Origin of the sequence: Glycomyces arizonensis DSM 44726 (genome assembly GCF_000482705.1) — a bacterium.
Taxonomy (GTDB): Bacteria; Actinomycetota; Actinomycetes; order Mycobacteriales; family Micromonosporaceae; genus Glycomyces; species Glycomyces arizonensis.
On sequence record NZ_AXWO01000007.1, the window covers coordinates 149,540 to 168,512 of the forward strand.

The 18,973-nt window shown below is 70.2% G+C and carries 12 protein-coding genes and 1 tRNA gene; 4 read left to right on the plus strand and 9 right to left on the minus strand.

The window, feature by feature from the left end; translation table 11 throughout:
* Window positions 1-14 precede the first annotated feature (14 nt).
* From H613_RS0108675 to H613_RS0108695, 4 genes are all read right to left on the minus strand, one after another.
* Window positions 15-380 carry a hypothetical protein gene (locus H613_RS0108675; protein ID WP_026923486.1) on the minus strand — a complete coding sequence of 122 codons (366 nt, stop codon included), beginning with the start codon at window positions 378-380 and terminating at the stop codon, window positions 15-17.
* 333 nt (window positions 381-713) lie between these two features.
* Window positions 714-4,709 (minus strand): PDDEXK-like endonuclease domain-containing protein, encoded by a 3,996-nt coding sequence (locus H613_RS25415; protein WP_169731971.1) that lies wholly within the window; start codon window positions 4,707-4,709, stop codon window positions 714-716.
* Between the two features lie 293 nt (window positions 4,710-5,002).
* A complete protein-coding gene (locus H613_RS0108690) occupies window positions 5,003-5,344 on the minus strand; it encodes a DUF952 domain-containing protein (RefSeq protein ID WP_026923488.1) in 342 nt (113 codons plus the stop codon).
* 142 nt (window positions 5,345-5,486) lie between these two features.
* A tRNA-Arg gene (locus H613_RS0108695) sits at window positions 5,487-5,562 on the minus strand.
* A 162-nt stretch (window positions 5,563-5,724) separates the two neighbouring features.
* On the opposite strand from H613_RS0108695, the gene H613_RS0108700 reads away from it, so the two are divergent.
* Window positions 5,725-6,531: a TrmH family RNA methyltransferase gene (locus tag H613_RS0108700; protein ID WP_026923489.1), complete on the plus strand. Its 807-nt coding sequence runs from the start codon at window positions 5,725-5,727 to the stop codon at window positions 6,529-6,531.
* A 10-nt stretch (window positions 6,532-6,541) separates the two neighbouring features.
* Here H613_RS0108700 and H613_RS0108705 read toward each other — a convergent pair whose 3' ends face one another.
* Complete coding sequence (locus H613_RS0108705) at window positions 6,542-7,231, minus strand: hypothetical protein (RefSeq protein WP_026923490.1); 690 nt, start codon at window positions 7,229-7,231, stop codon at window positions 6,542-6,544.
* Between the two features lie 94 nt (window positions 7,232-7,325).
* Here H613_RS0108705 and H613_RS0108710 point away from each other — a divergent pair, with 94 nt between their 5' ends.
* On the plus strand, window positions 7,326-8,453 hold the full coding sequence (locus H613_RS0108710; RefSeq protein WP_026923491.1) for a winged helix DNA-binding domain-containing protein: 1,128 nt from the start codon (window positions 7,326-7,328) through the stop codon (window positions 8,451-8,453).
* Between the two features lie 61 nt (window positions 8,454-8,514).
* Here H613_RS0108710 and H613_RS29100 read toward each other — a convergent pair whose 3' ends face one another.
* The 4 genes from H613_RS29100 to H613_RS0108730 all read right to left on the minus strand — a co-directional run bounded on the left by H613_RS29100 (window position 8,515) and on the right by H613_RS0108730 (window position 15,262).
* Window positions 8,515-12,129, minus strand: a complete 3,615-nt coding sequence (locus H613_RS29100) for an FG-GAP repeat domain-containing protein (protein ID WP_051393125.1) — start codon at window positions 12,127-12,129, stop codon at window positions 8,515-8,517.
* A gap of 165 nt (window positions 12,130-12,294) precedes the next feature.
* The gene (locus H613_RS0108720) at window positions 12,295-13,983 is read right to left on the minus strand and encodes a DUF885 domain-containing protein (protein WP_026923492.1); all 1,689 of its coding nucleotides are present in this window, start codon (window positions 13,981-13,983) and stop codon (window positions 12,295-12,297) included.
* Entirely contained in the window at window positions 13,980-14,924 is a 945-nt protein-coding gene (locus H613_RS0108725) for a prephenate dehydrogenase (RefSeq protein WP_026923493.1), read from the minus strand. The genes H613_RS0108720 and H613_RS0108725 overlap by 4 nt, the downstream gene beginning before the upstream one ends.
* Window positions 14,924-15,262: a GroES family chaperonin gene (locus H613_RS0108730; protein ID WP_026923494.1), complete on the minus strand. Its 339-nt coding sequence runs from the start codon at window positions 15,260-15,262 to the stop codon at window positions 14,924-14,926. Before H613_RS0108730 ends, H613_RS0108725 begins: the two co-directional genes overlap by 1 nt.
* Before the next feature lie 221 nt (window positions 15,263-15,483).
* Here H613_RS0108730 and H613_RS25425 point away from each other — a divergent pair, with 221 nt between their 5' ends.
* Together H613_RS25425 and H613_RS0108740 are read left to right on the plus strand one after the other, a co-directional pair.
* On the plus strand, window positions 15,484-16,821 hold the full coding sequence (locus tag H613_RS25425; protein ID WP_051393126.1) for an AI-2E family transporter: 1,338 nt from the start codon (window positions 15,484-15,486) through the stop codon (window positions 16,819-16,821).
* Window positions 16,818-18,776, plus strand: coding sequence for an ATP-dependent DNA helicase (locus H613_RS0108740; RefSeq protein WP_051393127.1), 1,959 nt, complete (start codon window positions 16,818-16,820; stop codon window positions 18,774-18,776). The genes H613_RS25425 and H613_RS0108740 overlap by 4 nt, the downstream gene beginning before the upstream one ends.
* Window positions 18,777-18,973 lie beyond the last annotated feature (197 nt).

Here is an 18,973-nt window from a genome sequence, read left to right on the forward strand (position 1 = left end):
GGGCCCGAGCGCCGTCAAGGGACAGCCCTTCCACGGCGAGAGTGCCGGAGCCCTCTGAGCGGCGACATGCGCTCAGGGCGCGAGACCGAGTTGCCCAGGGCGGACCAGTCGGCGGCTCCGTACTCCAACAGCCTCCTCAGATGCTCCTCGCCCTCGTGGCGAACGACGTCCCTGGCGCAGTAGCAGCCCGCGGTCGAACGGTTGTACCTCCTGCATCCCTGGATGCCGACGAGCTGGAGTGCCCGCCCGGCGGCTGTCGGTGAGACTGCCATCTGCTCCGCGGAGCCGAGGCCGTCTACCAGGAGATCCTCGACACCGATGCAGGGCAGGCCCATGCCGACGAACAGGAGGGACGCGGGTATGCAAGGCACAGACGGCATCGCATTGGATTCGAGCGCGTACAGCGCTGCGAGTGCGAGCCGGTCGCAGCGTCTGCAGGTGGATGGCGTCGATGCCGTCGTCGTTGCCGCCGTCGACCACCGAAGCCGCCGCCTCTTCGAGCGAGCACCCGACCTGGTCCCAGATCGTCACCGCCGCGAGCGCCCGGGTCAACACCTTCGGCTCGTCCGATCGAGCTCCGAGCACGTGCGGGTCTGAGAGATCGAGAAGGCCGACCACCTTCTGCTGCAAGGCATGAGCGAGCTGACGGACGCGGAGGGGTTGCTACATTCACCGAAGGTATCGAAACTCTCACTCATCGGCAACCGCCGACCTCAGCGGCGAGCTCTCCGTATCGCGGCCTCCAGTGCGGTGCGGATTCTCGATCCCACCTTCCGGTAGCCCATCGCTTTCGCGGTCTCGCGGAGCAGTTCCTCGTCGGTGCGGAGCAGGGTGTCGCTGAGGATCCAGCGGACGATCTTCACAAGTTCGCCCGCGCTGTAGTCGGTGATGGGGGCGCCGGGGACGATGACCGGTCGTGGCAGGCTCTTGGACGGGGCCTCTTCGGCGGGGGCCGGGGCCGTCGGCGCTTCCGGGACCGATGCTTCCGGATTGAGCTCGCCTGCGGCGTCGCGCCGCTCGTCGGCTCGGCGCACCGCGCGGTTGTAGGCCTCCCGCGCGCGCTGCACCTGCCGCTCCGGGTCGCGGAACCAGTCGGTCGACCAGATGCGGTGGAAGGTCCAGCCGAGGTTCTCGAGTTGCTGCTGCCGCAGCCGGTCGCGGTCCCTGGCCGAGACGCTGGAGTGGTACGTCGCTCCGTCGGCTTCGATCGCGAGCACCATCTCGCCCGGTCGATCCGGATGCGCCGCGGCGAAGTCGATCCGGAATCCGGCGGCGCCGTACTGGGCCACCAGCGGGATTCCGGCCGCTTCGAGGCGGTTCCGGACGTCGAGCTCGAAGGGGTTCAGCTCCGGGTGGTCGTCGAGCACCGAACCGGGCATGACGCCGCCCGATTCGGCGAATTCCAGGTACGCCCTGAGCTGCTGCGGCCCTGCCTTGGTGAGCTTGTTCGGGTCAAGGTCACGGTGGCTGAAGGCGCTCACGACCGTCATGCGCTGCTTCGCCCGAGTGACCGCCACGTTGAGGCGGCGTTCGCCGCCGTCGCGGTTGATGGGGCCGAAACTGTGGCTCATGCGGCCGTTCGCGCCCTTGCAGTACCCGATCGAGAGGATGATCGCGTCCCGCTCGTCGCCCTGCACGCGTTCCAGGTTCTTGACGAAGAACGGTTCGTCGCCGTCCTTGCCGAGGAAGCCGTCGAGCACGGGGTCCTGGTAGCGGGCGCTGTTGAGCGCGGCCTCGATCCGGTCGGCGTGCTTGATGCCCATGGTGATCACGCCCAGCGACTCCTGCGGCCTGGCGGCGGCGTGGGCGGCGACCAACGCGACGACCCGCCGCACTTCCGCGGTGGACGACTGGTCGTCGCCGGGCACGGCGGGGCCGTCGGCGAGCACGTGGGTGATCGCCTCCGATTCGGTGGCCCCCGGGAAGGTCGTCAGCGACCGGTCGTAGATCCACGTGTTCGAGAAGGCGATGAGCCGCTCGTTGCGGCTGCGGTAGTGCCAGGTCAGCGAGCAGCGGGGAAGCAGGGGCTGCAGGGCGTCGAGAATGGATTCGTACCCGGACGCCATCGACAGCGCGTCGTCGGATTCGCTCTCGTCGCGCTCCATCTGGCTGAAGAAGTTCGTGGGCGGAAGCTGGCGGGGGTCCCCGGCGACCACGGTCTGCTCGGCCCGCATGATCGACGGTATGGCGTCGGCGGTGGGAATCTGGCTCGCCTCGTCGAAGATCACCACGTCGAACATGCGCCGCTGCGGCAGCAGTTGGCTGACCACCAATGGGGACATCGCCCACACCGGCTTGAGTTCGAGGAGCAGCTCCCCGGCCTCGGCCAGCAGCTCGCGCACCGGCTTGTGCCCGCGCTTGCGAGTGGCCTGGCCCTTGATGAGGGTCTCCTGAGCGGCCATGCCCTTCGCCGACATGGCCCGGTAGAGGCGTTCGGCGTGGCGCCGTTGCACGCGCTTCGCGTTCGAGCGGATGTGTTCGACGTCGTGCTCGCGGAAGTCCTCGACGGTCGAGTCCATCGCCGTGCCGCTGAAGGCGCCGAACACCGAATCCGTGCGCCTGACGCGGTCGAGCAGGCTCGCATGCCAGGCGTAGTCGAAGACGCGGAGCACCTGCCCGCTGTCCATGCCCTGGTCGGCGAGGTCGCCGAGCAGTCCAGCGCAGCCCGCGGCCTCCAGTTCGCGGCGGAGGCCGTGCAATTCGACGAGCCGGTACGGCGTCTCAGTGTCCGCGGACAGTGCCGCGACCGCTTCCCGCAGCAGATCGATCCGCGACCGCGTCAGCGACATCGACGTGATGAAGCGGTCGAGTTCGTCGACGGCCTGCTTGAGCGCGGCGAACGCGTCCGCCGCTTCGGCGAGCCCCTCGGGGAGCTCCAGCGGTGAGGGCTCGTTCTGCCATGCGTGCCAATCAGCTTGCAGCGCAGCGGCTTCGACGAACGCGGCATGGCGTTCGCCGTTCGACAGCTTCTCCCGGGTGAGCGACTTGGACTGCTTCACCAGCGCTCGACGCTCACCGGCAGACAGGTCGACCTCGTGCTTCTTGCGCCACCGGCGGGTCGCGCAAGCGGCGGCGAGCCGCCGCGCATCGGCTTGGTACGCCTCTGGACGCAGGGTTTCAAGGCTTCGTTTCGCCTCGGCGAAGAGCTTGAGCGCCCTCGCCCAGTCCTCCAGGTCCACCGGGCCGCGGAAGTCGGCCTGATACCGGACCTTGTCCATCGCCTCGCTCGCGCGGGGCAGCAGCTCGGTGTGCAGTGAATGGACGAGGTCGAGGGCTCGGCCCAGCTCATCGCTCGTGTAGACGGCCGCCCCGAGCCACTTGCCTTGCCCGGCTTGGTCGAGCCCGCCCAGATCCGCATACCGGCGCAGTGCGCCGCGAGTTCGGTCGAGGCGATCCCCGGCAAGGATGTCCAGCGCGTCGTTGCCGAACCGGTTCGCGGTCTCACTGTCCGCGAGCTCGATGAGCCGGGCCTGCACCTCGAACAGGCTCACGTCCCAAGGCGAGCGGCGGCGGTGCATCGCGGCGGCGTGCGCGTCGAGGGCGGCGCGGTCATCGGCGAGGCCTCGATGGAGCCGCTCGGCGTTCACCGCCGGCGTCTGCTTCGCGCTCGCGAGCGCCGAGGCGAGTTCGGCGGCCACGGCACGCCGGTTGCCGGCGCCTCCGTGGATGTCCATGACCAGTCCCGAAAGGCCGACCCGGCCGATGCGGGAGAGGACCGCGTCGATCGCGGCGCGCTTCTCGGCGACGAACAGCACCTTTCGCCCTCGCGCAGTGAGCGTGGCGATGAGGTTCGCGATGGTCTGGCTCTTGCCGGTGCCGGGAGGCCCGTCGACGACCAGGTTCGTGCCGTCCACGATCGCGTCGATCGCGCGGGACTGCGAAGAATCCGAGTCGAACACGAGGAACTCATCGGACGGACGCGGCACCTGGTACAGCCTCGGTTCGGTGACTTCGCCGCGGACCGCGCGCTGCGCGTCGGCGTCGCCGCAGATGGCGCGGACCATGGTGTTCTCCGCGAGGAGCTCGCCCGCGCTCTCGATGTCCCGCACCATCGGCAGCTTCGCGAAGCTGAAGGTGCCCACCAGAAGGCGCGGCCCGATCTCCAGTGCCACCGCACTGCCGCACAGGGTCTGGAGCCGGTCGGCGACCCGCTCGAACGGCGCTTCGCCGCCGCTGTCGAGGAGATCTGCGAACGCCTCGTCGTCCAGCGCCAGCCCGTGCTCGGCGTTGAGTGCCCGCAGCAATGCGGGGTTGATGGCACTGAACTCGGCCAGCCGCAGCTTGCAGTCGCCGTTCCGCGTGGGCGGATCGACGAAGTCCAGCTCGCGCAGCAGCAGCGGCGCGTTCGGGGGCGTGCCTTTCGAGACGGGCCACGCGACGGTTCCGACCGCGAGATAGCCGACGTCGATGCCGCGCTCCTCCTGGAACTCCTTGACCTTCTTGAAGACGGTCTTGGCGCGCTTCGACGCTCGCCGGAACTCCTCCTCGTCGGGGAACAGGGAAGCGAGCGTGACGGACTTCCCCGCCAGCAGGCGATTCCTCGCGGCGGCCTCGGCGGCGTCGAGGCTCAGCGTCCCGGCCGCGAGCTCGCGGGCCTTGAGCAGGTTGTTGTGACCGCCCAAGTCGTAGAGCTGATCGGACCAGGTTTTCATGGCGCTCTGGACGGCAAGGGGGACGTCAGTGTCGTGGGGGTGATCGGGCGGCGTCAAGGCTGAGCGCTCCAAGGGGTGAAGAAGCCTGTGAAGAGACTGCCAGTTGGGCATGCGTATCGAAGGCACCCGCCGACAGGGAGTGATGATGCTATCAGGACCGGGGGAACCGGTGCATCCCTCAGTTCATGCATCTGCCGAGGACTACCGCTCGACGCTGGTCGCCGCCGACGGCAGCCACGGCGAGATCGTCCTCGACAGCGACAGGCTCGATGAAGGCGCCATCGTGATCACCGGCGCGATCGAAGCCATACCGGTGCATCTGCCCCGCCTGGGATCGGCGCCGGTATTCGCTAGCCATTGTCGGACTGATGGTCTCCGGTCCACTCGCGGACCTCTGTCACCGCGTTCACCGGCAGCGGGCCGTAGAGGTGCGGGTACCGCTCGGCTCCCGGCGCGGGGGACTCGTAGCGGATCGGCGCGTTCACGAGGGCGTCGTCGATGACCAGCACGACCAGGTTACCTGGATGGTCGCCGTACACCGCCTCGGCGACGGCACCGAGCTGATCGGGCAGCGAGCAGTGGATGAAGCCTTCCTGCGCCAGTGTTCGTCCGCGCGTCGACCCCTCGTATGAGCCGGAGGCGCGGGCCGCCTCCCAGAGCGCCCGTTCGGTCAGATGCAGCAGCTCGGTCATGCCCCCAACCTATACGGGTGCGCGGCTCCATCGCCTCGATGAAGCCGCTCTCCGGGGTTGCTACTGGTGGTGCTACGAGCGCTGGGGCAGGCGTCGGCGGGCAAGCAAAAAGGCCGGTCTGCGACCGGCCTATCTGCGATATTGGCGCGCCCCGAGGGATTCGAACCCCCAACCTTCTGATCCGTAGTCAGATGCTCTATCCGTTGAGCTAGGGGCGCATTTGCCCGACCTGTTTTACCAGGCCGGACACGAGCTTACCCGTAAGCTCTTCCGCCCTGCAAGCGGGTATGCGGTTGTGCGCTAGGTCATTCGCGGTCGCTCCAAGGGTGTGAAGCGGGCCGCTTCGTAGAATGGGCGTTCGGCGCCGTGAAGGGGGATGGATGGGCAAGCAGCTGCGGGTGACCACCAGGAACGCCAGGTTCCAGGAGTGGGAGGCGCTCCTGGGCAACCGGAAGAAGCGCAACCAGGTGGGCGGGTTCCTCGTCCAGGGCGTGCGGCCCATCGATCTGGCCCTGGAGCACGGTTGGGCGTTCCGGGACGTGCTGTTCGACGCCGACCGGCGGCTGTCGGAGTGGGCCCGTAACGTGCTGGAGGAGAGTGGAGGGGACGCGTACGCCGTCTCGCGCGAGCTCATGGCCGAGCTCGGCGAGAAGGACGCCGACGCGCCCGAGCTGCTCGCCGTCGTCGCGCTGCCGGACGTGTCCCTGAAGCGGGTCGAGGCCGGGCCGGACTTCCTCGGCGTCGTCTTCGACCGGCCCGGGAGCCCCGGAAACCTCGGGTCGCTCATCCGGTCCGCCGACGCGCTCGGCGCCGACCTGGTCGTCACCGCCGGGCACGGGGCCGACCTCTTCGACCCGCGCACGGTGCGCGCCTCTACTGGGTCTTTGTTCTCCACGTCTGTCGCTCACGCCGACCGGCCCGGCGATGTCGTTGAGTGGATTGCGGGGCAAAATGCGCCCGTGCGGATGGTCGGCACCGACGAGCACGGCGAGCGTGATCTCGCCGATGAGGACCTGACCGGTCCGACGCTGCTCGTCATCGGACGGGAGGCCGACGGCATGTCGCGCGCCTGGCAGGAGACCGTGGACACCACGGTGCGCATCCCGATCGGCGGGGCCGCCTCGTCGCTCAACGCCGCCGCGGCCGGGTCCATCGCGCTCTACGAGGCCGCCAGGCAGCGCCGCTGACAAGCAGCCGCTAGCAGTTGGCCAGGACCACCCGGGTGAGTGAACGCCACGCCTCCGGAAGCGCCTCGGCACGCTCGGCTCTGGGCAGCTCGGCCGCCGCCCACACGGCCGCCTCGGCCTCCGGCACCTCGTCGCCCAGCAGGTAGCGCTCGACGAACTCCCTGCGGTGCTCACGGCCGGGGAAGAAGTGCCCCGCCGCCGCGAACAGCGCCACGTACGCCCGGTGCAGTCCGTGAGTGAGCACCTCGGCCAGCTCCCACGGGTCCTCGGCCTGGCCCAGGCGCTTCGCGATCGCCTCGGAGTCGCGCTCCACGGCCGTCCGCGACGCGTCGGCGAGCGCCTGCGGGAACTCGGTGACCTCGGCGCGCGCCTTCGAGCCGAGCTCGGAGTCGTCGGCCAGCAGCGTGCCCTCGGCGAACCGGGCGATGACGTGCAGCGCCTCGGCGTCCGGCTCCTCCCAGCCCTCGCCCAGCATGAGCGAGTCCAGCAGACCCTCGAACTCGGCGACGGTCAGGTGCACCGCCTCGCCGTCGACGCCCTCGGGCACCGCGTCGGTCTCCCAGACGCACACCAGCTCGGCGTCGTCGCCGAACCCGGACAGGGCCGGGCCGTGAGCGTAGGCGAACGCCAGCCGCTCGTCGGCGTTGATATCGGCGAGCACGTCGGTCGAGATCGTCAAGACCGCTTGGGGAAGCGACATGCCACCAGTGTGGCCGCTCTTTGCAACGTTTGTCCACCGGATCGGCAGGATTCCGTCGAAGCCTCATGTCGCCCGCCGTGGATAGCATGGCCCCATGAGCGCACCCACCGACCGGACCCGCGAACCCGAGCCCGGCGAAGTCGCCGCCTGGCGCGCCCACTCCCAGCGGTTGTGGGGTGAGAAGCACGCCACGCCGCTGGAGGCGTTCGCGCACCTCGGCGCCGTGCAATCACAAGAGGTTATATCCTATAAGCTCACCCCTGCGATGCGCGCGGGCTCGTCCGACGCCGCCGCCCCCGTCAAGGCGGTCGACGCCCTGATCGAGGACGGCACGGTCCTGCGCACCCACGTCCTGCGCACCACCTGGCACACCGTGCCCGCCGTCGACCTGCGCATGATGCTCGCCGCCACCGCCGACCGCGTCCTCCAGACCCACGCCTCGATCACCCGCGGGCTGGACCTCGACGAGGCCACGATGTCGCGCTGCGACGACCTCCTCGCCGACGCCACCGCCGGCGGGCGCCACCTGACGCGCGACGAGGCCTCCGCGGCGCTGGCCGAGGCCGGGATCAGCGACCCGACCGGCAGGCGGCTCATCCACGTCCTCATGCACGCCGAGCTCACCCAGGCGATCTGCTCGGGCACGCCGAAAGGCAGGCAGCAGACCTACGCCAACTTCGACGAGCGCGTCCCGGCCGGGGCGATCGACCGCGAGGACGCCGTCAGGGAACTGGCGCGCCGCTTCTACACCTCGCGCGGACCGGCGACGCTGAAGGACTTCACGCGCTGGTCGAGCCTGAAGGTCGCCGACGCGAAGGCCGCGATCGCCGACCTCGATCTGCAGTCGGTCGACCTCGGCGGGCGCACCTGCTACTTCGCGGGCGAGCCGCCCGAGCCGAAGGAAGGCGGGCCCGTGGTGGACTTCGTGCAGGGCTACGACGAGATGCTGTGCTCCTACACCGACACCAAGGACTGGGTGCTGCACCACACGCTGCCGCTCGCCAAGGCCGGGGAGCGGCCGCGCTTCACCTCGGCGATCCTGCTGGACGGCCAGCTCGTCGGCCACTGGAAGGCGACGGTGAAGGCCGAGAAGGTCGTCATCGACTCCTACCGCCACCGCGGCTTCACCGCCGCCGAGATCGCCGCGATGCGCCGCGGCGCCGACCGCCTCCGCGCCTGGTACGGCAAGGACGAGATGGAACTCGGCCTCGACCACGGTTGACCTTGGGTGAGACGGCGAAGGGCCGCGACCGGGACACCGGTCGCGGCCCTTCGTGCTCCACTCAGGCTATGGCACTCATCGAGTTCCAGCCCCAGCCGATGTAGCCGCGGGAGCCGTGGTCCCCGTCGCCGTCGCCCGGGTAGAAGTACAGGTCCCCGGTGGTGATCTTGCGGGCGAGCCAGTCGACGTGGCCGTCCCCGTTGAAGTCGCCGACGCCGGCGAGGGCGTCCATCGCGTTCCACCCGCAGCCGATCTCGGCCTTGGAGAAGGTGCCGTCGCCGTGGCCGCCGTAGAAGAACAGGCAGCCGTCCGACTCCCTCACCGCGAGCAGGTCGCCGTGGCCGTCGTGGTCGAGGTCGCCGACGGCGGTGATCTCCCGCATCGCGTTCCAGCCCCAGCCGATGTCGATGCGGTCCCCGAGCCCACCGCTGCCGTCGCCCGGATAGAGGTAGAGGTGACCGGTCGACGCCTGGCGCGCGATGATGTCGGCCTTGCCGTCGCCGTCGTAGTCGTGGCCGCCGACGATCGCGCTCATGGCGTCCCAGCCCGAGCCGATGTCGATGCGGTCGCCGTAGCCGCCTCGGCCGTCGCCGGGGTAGAGGTACAGGCGGCCGGACGAGGCGTCCCGTGCGAAGAGGTCGGCGAATCCGTCGCTGTCGAAGTCGCCGGCGGTCGTGACCAGGTCCATCGAGTTCCAGCCCGAGCCCATGGAGGAACGCCCGCCCAGGTTGCCTTCGCCGTTGCCCGGGTAGAAGTACAGGTTCCCGTCGGATTCCCTGAGGGCGATCACGTCGGCGGCGCCGTCGCCGTTGTAGTCGTAGGTGCGGTCGGCCCCGGCCGTCGGCAGCCGGACGGCGCCCCAACCGGTGCCGATGACCTGCCCGTCGTGCAGCGGCGAGGCGTCCTCGGCGAACGAGTGCAGGACCAGCTCACCGGTCCGCGAGTCGACCGCGACGACGTCCTCGTAGTCGTCCCCGTCGATGTCGCCGACCGCGGCGACCTGGCTGTAGTCCCTGGTGGAGGAGCCGTCGAGGGAGGAGGGAAGGTCCACCCGGCCGTCGAATCCCGCGTCGCCGTCCCCGAAGTACATGCGGTACTCGCCGCCCCGGCTGTCGTGGGCGAGCAGGTCGTAATGCCCGTCGCGGTCGATGTCGCCGATGGTGGTGACGGTGTCCATGACGTTCCAGCCCGTGCCGACCGCGGAGCGGCCGCCGAAGGTGCCGTCCCCGCGGCCGGGGTAGAAGTAGAGCTTCCCGTCGGACTTCCTGACCGCGAGGAGGTCGATCGTCCCGTCTTCGTCGAAGTCGCCCGCGGAGGTGATGGCGCTCATCGAGTTCCAGCCGGGACCGACGGCGATGCGGTCGTCGTACAGGAACGCGCCCTCGCCGTCACCGGGATAGGTGTAGAGGTACCCGTTCGACCCGCGCCGCGCCAGGAGGTCGGGGATGCCGTCGCCGGTGAGGTCGCCCGACATGGCGATGTCCATCTCGTCCCAGCCATGTCCATTGGAGATACCGCTGGCGAACGTCCCGTCGCCTTGCCCCGCGTAGAACATCAGGGCGCCGTCGGCCTTGCGGACCGAGAGCATGTCCTGGAGTCCGTCGCCGTTGTAATCGCGGTGGTCGTAGGTGGCCAGGATGTTGAACGTCTCGACGGGCGTCGTGTTCCCCGCCTTGTCTTGAAGCGACAGTCGGCCGGAGTTGCCGGCATCGAACAGGCGCCATGAGAGCTCGACGGTGGTGCCTCGGGTGAGGGCGTACATTTCGCCTGACGACCCGCAGTCGATCTCGCGGAGGCAGTTGACGATCAACGTGTTCCATCCGTCGGGAAAGTCCGCATCGGACACTTCGATGTCGACGGCTATGTCATCGCCGACGTGGTGCGTGCCGCCCTCGATCGTGATGCTCACGAACTCGGGGGTCGAGGTGTCGACGCCGATGTAGCAGTCGTCGGTCCGGATGAGATCGCCGCTGGGGTAGGCGAACTCGTACACCACTCGGTAGCGGCCGTCGTCCAAAGCATTGTCCACGCTGTACAGCGGGACCGCACCGGCGTCGACCGCTCGCGGCTCGGTGGTCAGCACCGTCGCGTCCGTGGCGTCGTCGTAGAAGGTCGCGGTCCAGGTGAGACCGTCGAGCTCGCCGGACCTCCAAGGCTCGACCGTGAACCCGCCGTAGGCGGGGGTCGGGTCCGAGCTGTAGGCGGGCGGCCTGGAGTAGAGGCCGGGGCTGCACACGTCCGATGCGGCCTCCGTGTAGCGGAAACCGGTGACGTCGTAGTAGACGTCGAGGCGGCCGGAGCCGCCGTCGAAGCGGGCGGTCTGGGCGCTGTCGGTCATCCCGAACGTGATGGTGGAGGCCGAGGCGTGGTCCTTCCAGGCGTCGTCGAGCGCCTCGGTGACGTCGTAGACGGCCGTGCCGTCCTGGCAGCTGCCGGTTCCCGCGCTACCGGCCGCGGCGGGGAGACCGGCCCACACGGTGGCCGGGGTGTACTCCTCGGTGAGACGCAGGTCCGGAGCGACGCACGTGGTCCCTTCGGCGGCGTCGACGGTGAAGGACGCGGACACCATGGGGTAGCTGAGGTTCACCGCGGCCGACGGCGACAGGCTCTCCAGTGGGGTCTGGTTGAAGTTCCAGTACGCCGAGGCCTGCGCCGGGGCCGCGCATTCGGGATCGGCCAGGTCGTCGCAGTAGGCGCCGACGATCGCGTCCCCCTGCTCACCGGCGGCTTCGAAGTAGGGCGCGTCGAGGCCGCCCTCACCGCCGAAGAGCGCGAGCTCGGGGGCCGCCGAGGTCACCGCGCCCCACTCGTTGCGATACGGGTAGCGGAACACCCACTGCGTGGAGACCTCCAGCGGGAAGGCGGCCGCTTCGAGCGCGCCCTCGGGCAGGCTCAGGTCGAGCCGTCCGCCGTCGAGCGCGAGCTCCACCGGTGTGACGGCACCGTCGGCGTCGCGGACCGTGAACGGTGTCGTCCACTCCGCGCCGCCCTCCGGGTAGGGCGTCTCCTCCACGTCGAAATGGAGCGCTCCGCCCGAGACGCTGGTCTCGTGGTAGTCCGCATCGACGGAGAGGCGGGACGCCAGCGCCGCCCACGCCGCCTCGTCGGCGACAGCGAACCGCAGGTCCATCGACGTGACGTCCACGTCGACGGCGAGGTCGAGGCCCGCGGCGAGGTCGTCGTAGACGGCGGTGGTGCCCGAATGGCTCGGCCGGGACGTCGGCGCCGACCAGCTGAGCGACGTGTAGTCGCTTTCCACCAGGAACGTGGAAGATTCCTCGTAGTCGAACCAGACGGGCCACTGCGCGAAGTCCTGCGTCAGGTAGCCGTTCCACTCCACGAGGGTCGGACTGAGCTGCCCCAGCTCCATGAGGTCCTGCACCGGCTCCGCGGTGGAGACGAGGTGCAGCCGGCCTTCCGGCGTTGCGGACACGGTCATGTACGGCTGGGAGAATTCGAAGACGCGGACTTCGACGTCGCAGGCGGCGGCGGCGTCGAGTGCCGCCTCGATGCCTTCGGTCATCGGGTTGTCGCCGAGTTCGGCGCAGTCGACCGCTTCTTGGGCGTTAGCGGTGACCGGCGCGATCAGGAGCGCGGCGCCTACGGCCGCCGCGGTGGCCGCGGCGGTTCGTCTCAGGGGAAGGAGACCGCGCTTCGGCGGCGGGGTGCTGTTCATTCAGATGTCCTAGAGGTGTCCGGGGTTGCGTGGCGAGAGGTGTGGCGTCCCATCATAGCGATGCGCGGGTGGGGGCCAGTACTGGTCCACATGAGAGAGGGCGGCGGGATTGCCCGCCGCCCTCGCTCATTCAGTTGTGTCCGCCGCGCGAGCGGCGGCGCCGGATCAGAGGCGCTTGAGGGACTCGGCGAACGGGGCGAGGCCCATCGAGCCGAGGTTCAGAGCGTCGGTGTGGAACTGCTTGAGGCTGAACGCGTCGCCCTTGCGGGCCTGGTAGTCGTTGCGGGCGGCCATCCACAGGCGCTCGCCCACCTTGTACGACGGGGCCTGGCCCGCCCAGCCGAGGTAGCGGTTGCACTCGAACTGGAGCATGTCGTCCTCGATGCGGCAGTGGGCCCGCATGAACTCGAACATCTTGTCCGCGTCCCACTCCTCGCCCGGCCGCCAGCCGAACGGGTTGTCCTCGGGGATCGTGAACTCGCAGTGGAGTCCGATGTCGACGACCACGCGCGCGGCCCGGAACGCCTGCGCGTCGAGCATGCCGAGCCTGCCTGCCGGGTCCGAGTCGTAGTAGCCCAGCTCGTCCATGAGGCGCTCGGAGTACAGCGCCCAGCCCTCGGCGTGGCCAGAGGAGAAGATCATGGTGCGCTGGAAGCGGTTGAGCAGCTCCGAGCGGGCCTGCGTCTGTCCGATTTGGAGATGGTGGCCCGGCACGCCCTCGTGGTAGACGGTGCTGACCTCGCGCCACTTCGCGAACGTCTCCTGACCGCTCGGCACCGACCACCACATCCGGCCCGGACGCGAGAAGTCCTCGCTCGGCCCGGTGTAGTAGATCGCCCCGTCCTCGGTCGGCGCGATCATGCACTCGATGCGCCGGATCTGCTCGGGGATGTCGAAGTGCTCGTCCGCCAGTTCGGCGATGGTCCGGTCGGCCAGGTCCTGCATCCAGTCGCGGAACTCGTGCTTGTCGGTGAGGTTCTGCTCCGCGTCGGCGTCGAGGAACGCGATCGCCTCGTCCAGGTTCGCGCCCGGCTTGATCGCGTCGGCGACGGCCGCCATCTCGCCCTCGATGCGCGCCAGCTCGTTCCAGCCCCACTCGTACGTCTCGGCGAGGTCGATCTCGGCGCCGATGAAGTAGCGCGACGCCCGCGAATACCGCTCGCGCCCCACAGCGTCCTTCTCACGGGCCTGCGGCGCCAACTCGTCCCGCAGGAAGGCCGCGAACTTCGTCGTCGCCCAGCGCGCCCAGGAGGCGCCGTTGCTCAGGTCGATCTTCAACTTGCCGCGGGTGACCGGCTCGCCGTCGACCGTGATGCGGCTGACCAGGCCCGACCAGAAATCGTCGCCGTTGGCCCCGTTCCAGTTGTCGCAGTGCTTCGCGACCTCCAGGACCTGCCGCTTGGCGGCCACCCGCCCGGCCGCGGCCTCGGCGCGGAGCGTCTCGGTGTACTGCTTGAACGCCTCGGGGACGGCCGCGAGCCGCGCCGCGATGTTCGCCGCGGCCTCCTCGCCCTCGTGCGGCATGAGGTCGAAGATCTGCCGCACGTCGTGGACGCCGGAGGTCAGCACGTTCAAACTCAGGTAGGCGTCGCCCTCGTCGTGGCGCTCGACCTGCAGCCGCAGGCGTTCGAGCATGGCCTCCTTGGCGACGCGCTCGCGCTCGTCCACCGGCTCGGCCGCCTCGACGTCGGCGATCGCCTTGCGGGCGAGTTCGGCCTGCTTGTCGTTGCCTTCAGGGGAGAGGTCGTCGAGCAGGTGGTCGGAGCCGGGCACACCCATGTAAGTGGCCGACATGGGGCTGAGCGCCAGCACGTCCTCGACGTACTGATCGGCGATCTGATCGATTTTTCTCATGGAGTGGACTTTACGCGAGGGCGACGCACCGTCGCGACCTCAATGCCCTCGATCGACTCGACCCAGCCGCCCGCCTCGCCGAGCGCCAGCAGGCCCTCGCGGGTGAGCTCCAGCGGCTCGGGATCGCCCGGCTCGGGCGGCCACGACGCGCGCGAGCGCCTGGCGCGGTCGAACCAGCCGGTGATCCGCTCGGGATGCTCGCCGAAGGAGCCCAGGCCGATCCGCGCGTCCTCGATCTCGGCGCCGAAGTGGTCGAGCGCCTCGGCCAGCGCGGCGCGGTTGCCCTCGACCATGCCCTCGAACAGCCGCGTCGGGCTCGACGCGACGCGCGTGCCGTCCCGAAAGGACCCGGCCGCGAGCGAGCGCGAGAGCGGGTCGTCGGCGATGAGCGTCAGCGCGGCGGCCACGAGGTGCTCCACGTGCGAGATCCGCGCGGCGGCGCGGTCGTGGGCGGCGGCGGTCGTCGGCACCACGCGGGCGCCGATCGACGTCCACAGCCGCGCCAGGGACGCCCAGTCGCCCAGGTCGCTCTCCGCTTCGAGGCACAGCACCCAGGTGCGGCCGCGGAACAGGTCCGGATCGGCCGCGCCGAACCCGGCGGTCGCCTTGCCCGCCATGGGATGCCCGCCGATGAAGCGGCCGTGGCCGCGCAGCTGCGCCCGCACGCGGCCCTTGACCGAGGCGACGTCGGTGAGGACGCCGCCGAACCGCTCGGGGGCGAACAGCGGCGCCGCGTCGCCCATCGCCACCACCGGGACCGCCAGGACGGCCGCGTCGGCGTCCAGGAGGCCCTCAGGGGCGCCTGCGACGCCGATCCGCTCGGCCGCATCGGCCCTGACTCGCTCGTCGATGTCGTAGCCGACCACGTCGTGCCCGGCCTCGGCCAGCGCGAGCGCGGCCGAGCCGCCGATGAGCCCGAGCCCGAAGACCGCCACGCGCATCAGAGGTACAGCCCCGTGCCGTCCTCGTCGACGCGCCCCGCCGCGACGGCGTGGATGTCGCGCTCGCGCAGGAGGATGTAGGCGCGGCCCTGCAACTCGACCTCGGCCTTGTCGTCGGGGTCGAACAGGACGCGGTCCCCGGCCTCGACCGAGCGGACGATCGGGCCGACGGCGACGGCCTCGGCCCACGCCAGCCGCCGCCCCATCACGGCGGTGGCGGGGATGACGATGCCGCCCGAGGAGCGGCGCTCGGAGTCGGGGTCCTGGCGCACCAGGAGCCGGTCGTGCAGCAGGCGGATCGGCAGCCCGGTGTGTGCGTCCAGCGGAGTATCGGTCACAGCGGACGAGCCTACCGCCACCGTCCGCGCCGGCCGCACGACGCGGCCTCCCCGTCGCGCCGCCCACAGCCTCGGCGCACGCCTCCGAGCGGCGCCGATCACGGTGTGCCGGGCCCCGTCAGCCTTTCCGCGCTCGCACTGAACCGGTACCGTACTGGTGACGTCACACCCGCGTCCTCGGCGACGCTTGCGGAGCCGAATCAATGCCGTTTGGAGCCATCGTGAGCCGATTCCGCCGCACCACCGCACGTGCCAGACAACTGTGGATCGGACTGCGCCTCAACCCACAGGCGGGGCGCGCCCGGGCCCTGCGAGGCGACGACGCCCCCGGCGACCGCGATGCCGAAGACGCCGACGACCTGCCGCCCGAAGACGACGACATCGACGACGGCCCGCCCGAGCACCGCTACGTCCCCCTCTCGCTGACCGTCGGCGCGTCCTGGTCCTGGCGGCTGCTGGTCATCGCCGCCGCCGTCGTCGCCGTGTTCTGGGCCCTCAGCCAGGTCACCGTCGTGGTCATCCCCGTCGCGATCTCGTTCCTGCTCGCCGCGATGTTCCAGCCCGTCTCGGCGTGGCTCATCCGCCACGGCTGGAACAAGTCCCTCGCCTCGCTGCTGGTGCTCATCGGCGGGCTCGGCGTCGTCGTCGCCGTCGTCTACTTCGTGGTGGTGCAGTTCATCGCGGGCATCCCCGACTTCTCCGACCAGGTCACGCAGGGCCTGTCCGACGCCCGCGACTGGCTGGAGACCGGCCCGCTCGGCCTCGACGACCAGTTCGTGGCCAACGCCCTCGACGACGCCGAGGGCAACATCGTCGACTGGCTCCAGAACAACCAGGAGATGCTCGTCCAGAACGGCCTCTCCATAGCCGGATCCACGGCCTCGGGCCTGGGCAACTTCTTCACCGGCCTGTTCCTGGTCCTGTTCACCACCTACTTCTTCATGCGCGACGGGCGCAAGATCTGGCAGTTCCTGACCGGCATGATCCCCGCCGCGGGCCGCGGGCCCATGCGGTACGCGGGCAGTGCGGGCTGGTCGACGCTCGTGCAGTACATGCGCACGATGATCATCGTGGCCGCCGTCGACGCGATCGCCATCGGCTTCGGCCTGTGGCTGCTGGACATCCCGCTGTGGCTGCCGCTGACGACGCTGATCTTCCTCGGCGCGTTCGTCCCGATCGTCGGTGCCACGGTCTCGGGCATCGTCGCCGTCGTCGTCGCCCTGGTGGGCACCGACAACGGCTTGGTCAACGCCCTGATCGTGCTCGGCATCGTGCTCCTCGTGCAGCAGCTGGAGTCGAACCTGCTCCAGCCGGTCCTGATGAGCCGGGCCGTCAAGCTCCACCCGCTCGCGATCGTACTGGCCGTGACGGGAGGCGGATTCACGTTCGGCATCATCGGCGCGCTCGTCGCCGTCCCGCTGCTGGCGATCGTCAACGGCACCATGCGCGCGCTCCACCACTACCGCCTCAGGCAGCGCGAGATCGAGGCCGAAGAGACGGCCGAAGACAGCGGCGGCGCCCCATCGAAGGACGGCGAGGAGACGGTGGAGCAGCGATGACCGACAGCATCTCCGCAAGCGCCGAAGGAGCGCTCGCCGTCCTCGACGCGGCGATCGCCGCCACGCCCGGCGGCAGCACCCGCGAAGGCCAGCGGCGCATGGCCGAAGCGGTGGCCGAGGCCGTCGAGTCCGGCCGCCACCTGCTCGTCCAGGCCGGCACCGGCACGGGCAAGTCGCTGGCCTACCTGTGCGCCGCGCTCGCCGCGGGCGAGACCGTCGTCGTCTCGACCGCGACGCTGGCGCTCCAGCACCAGCTCGTCGCCGTCGACCTGCCGCGCCTGGTGGACGCCGTCGCGCCCGTCCTGGGCCGCACGCCCACCTTCGCGCTGCTCAAGGGCCGCCACAACTACATCTGCAAGCGCAAGATGGCCGGTGAGGAAGAAGAGGATGACGGTGCCTTGGAGGGCACCGAGGAGCTCAAGTGGGCCGGGCGGCAGCGGTCTTTCGCCAAGCAGGTGCAGCGGCTGTACGACTGGGCGAACGACACCGACACCGGCGACCGGGACGACCTCGACCCGGGCGTGAGCGACCGCGCCTGGAAGCAGGCGTCCACGACGTCCGCCGAGTGCGTCGGCGCGAAGGACTGCGCGCAGGGCCCCGACTGCTTCGCCGAGGCCGCGCGCGCCCGCGCCCGCGAGGCCGACATCATCGTCACCAACCACGCGCTGCTGTCGATCGACATGATGAAGGAGCGGGGCGTGCTGCCCGAGCACACCGTCCTCATCGTCGACGAGGCGCACGAACTGGTCGACCGCGTGACCTCGGCGGCGCGCGCCGAGCTCACCCCGGCCCGACTGCGCTGGCTCGCGCAGCGCGGACGGCGCCTGATCGACGCCGACGCGGCCGACCAGATCCGCGAGGCCGCCGACTCGCTGGAGAACGCCCTGAACATGGCCGGGGAGCGGCGCTTCTCCGGCGAGCTGCCCGCGCCGCTGACCGAGGCGCTGCACCTGATCAACTCGGCGTGCGTCAAGGCGACGACGCTCATGGGCACGCTCGACGCCGAGACGAAGAAGCAGCTGAGCGCCCAGCAGCTCAAGGCCGGGCTCGTCGAGACCGTGGAGACGGCCGGGCGCTGCGCCGCGCCCTCGCCCGACGACGTGATCTGGGCCGAGCCGAAAGGCCCGCAGTTGGTGGCCGCGCCGCTGTCGGTGGGCGGGCTGCTCTCGGCGATGCTGTACGAGGAGCGCACCGTCATCGCCACCTCGGCGACGCTCACGCTCGGCGGGAAGTTCGACACCGTCGCCCGCGGCCTCGGCCTCGCTCCCGACGCCGACGGTGAAGACTGGTCCTCGCTCGATGTCGGCTCGCCGTTCGACTACCGCAAGCAGGGCATCCTCTACGTCGCTTCGAGCCTGCCGCGGCCGACCGCCTCGGGGCTGTCCGAGGAGGCCGGCAAGGAGCTGCTGCGCCTGGTCGAGGCCAGCCGCGGCGCGACGCTCGGCCTGTTCTCCTCCAAGCGCGCCGCCGAGTCCGCCGCCGAACTCCTGCGCGCGCACATCGACTACGACGTCCTCCTCCAGGGCGAGGAGACCCTCGGGAGCCTCGTCAAGCGCTTCAAGGAGGAGGAGTCGACGTGCCTGCTCGGCGTCATGAGCCTGTGGCAGGGCGTCGACGTGCCCGGCATGACGTGCCGCCTGGTGGTGGTCGACCGGATCCCGTTCCCGCGGCCCACCGAGCCGCTGACCGCCGCGCGCTCCGAGGCCGCCGACAAGGCCGGGCGTTCGGGCTTCACCGAGGTCTCGGTGCCCGCCGCGGCGATCCGGCTCGCCCAGGGCGCCGGGCGGCTCATCCGGCGCACCACCGACCGGGGCGTGGTGGCGATCCTCGACTCGCGTCTGGAGACCAGCCGGTCCTACGGCCGCTTCCTGCGGGACTCGCTGCCGCCCATGTGGTACACGACGAAGTCCGACTCCGTCGTCGGCGCGCTGGGCCGGCTCGCCGAGAGCGACTGACGGCGCCGCGTCCGCATATTGCGTCGGAGATCGATCGGGGCCGATATCGCCGCCTATGTCGCGCGTTCGCCGCCCTCAAGGTGAACATGTGGTGAACTCATAGTGAATTCATGTGTAACCGCAGCTTAGAGCGGTTACGTGTACCTGCACACAGCTGTCTTCGACCTATTGGAAGGTGTTCACCCAGGTGTTACTTT

Coding starts and splice junctions, on each gene's coding strand:
- H613_RS0108675 (WP_026923486.1), bottom strand. CDS start 380: ATGCCGTCTGTGCCTTGCATACCCGCGTCCCTCCTGTTCGTCGGCATG.
- H613_RS0108690 (WP_026923488.1), bottom strand. CDS start 5,344: ATGACCGAGCTGCTGCATCTGACCGAACGGGCGCTCTGGGAGGCGGCC.
- H613_RS0108700 (WP_026923489.1), top strand. CDS start 5,725: ATGGGCAAGCAGCTGCGGGTGACCACCAGGAACGCCAGGTTCCAGGAG.
- H613_RS0108705 (WP_026923490.1), bottom strand. CDS start 7,231: ATGTCGCTTCCCCAAGCGGTCTTGACGATCTCGACCGACGTGCTCGCC.
- H613_RS0108710 (WP_026923491.1), top strand. CDS start 7,326: ATGAGCGCACCCACCGACCGGACCCGCGAACCCGAGCCCGGCGAAGTC.
- H613_RS29100 (WP_051393125.1), bottom strand. CDS start 12,129: ATGAACAGCACCCCGCCGCCGAAGCGCGGTCTCCTTCCCCTGAGACGA.
- H613_RS0108720 (WP_026923492.1), bottom strand. CDS start 13,983: ATGAGAAAAATCGATCAGATCGCCGATCAGTACGTCGAGGACGTGCTG.
- H613_RS0108725 (WP_026923493.1), bottom strand. CDS start 14,924: ATGCGCGTGGCGGTCTTCGGGCTCGGGCTCATCGGCGGCTCGGCCGCG.
- H613_RS0108740 (WP_051393127.1), top strand. CDS start 16,818: ATGACCGACAGCATCTCCGCAAGCGCCGAAGGAGCGCTCGCCGTCCTC.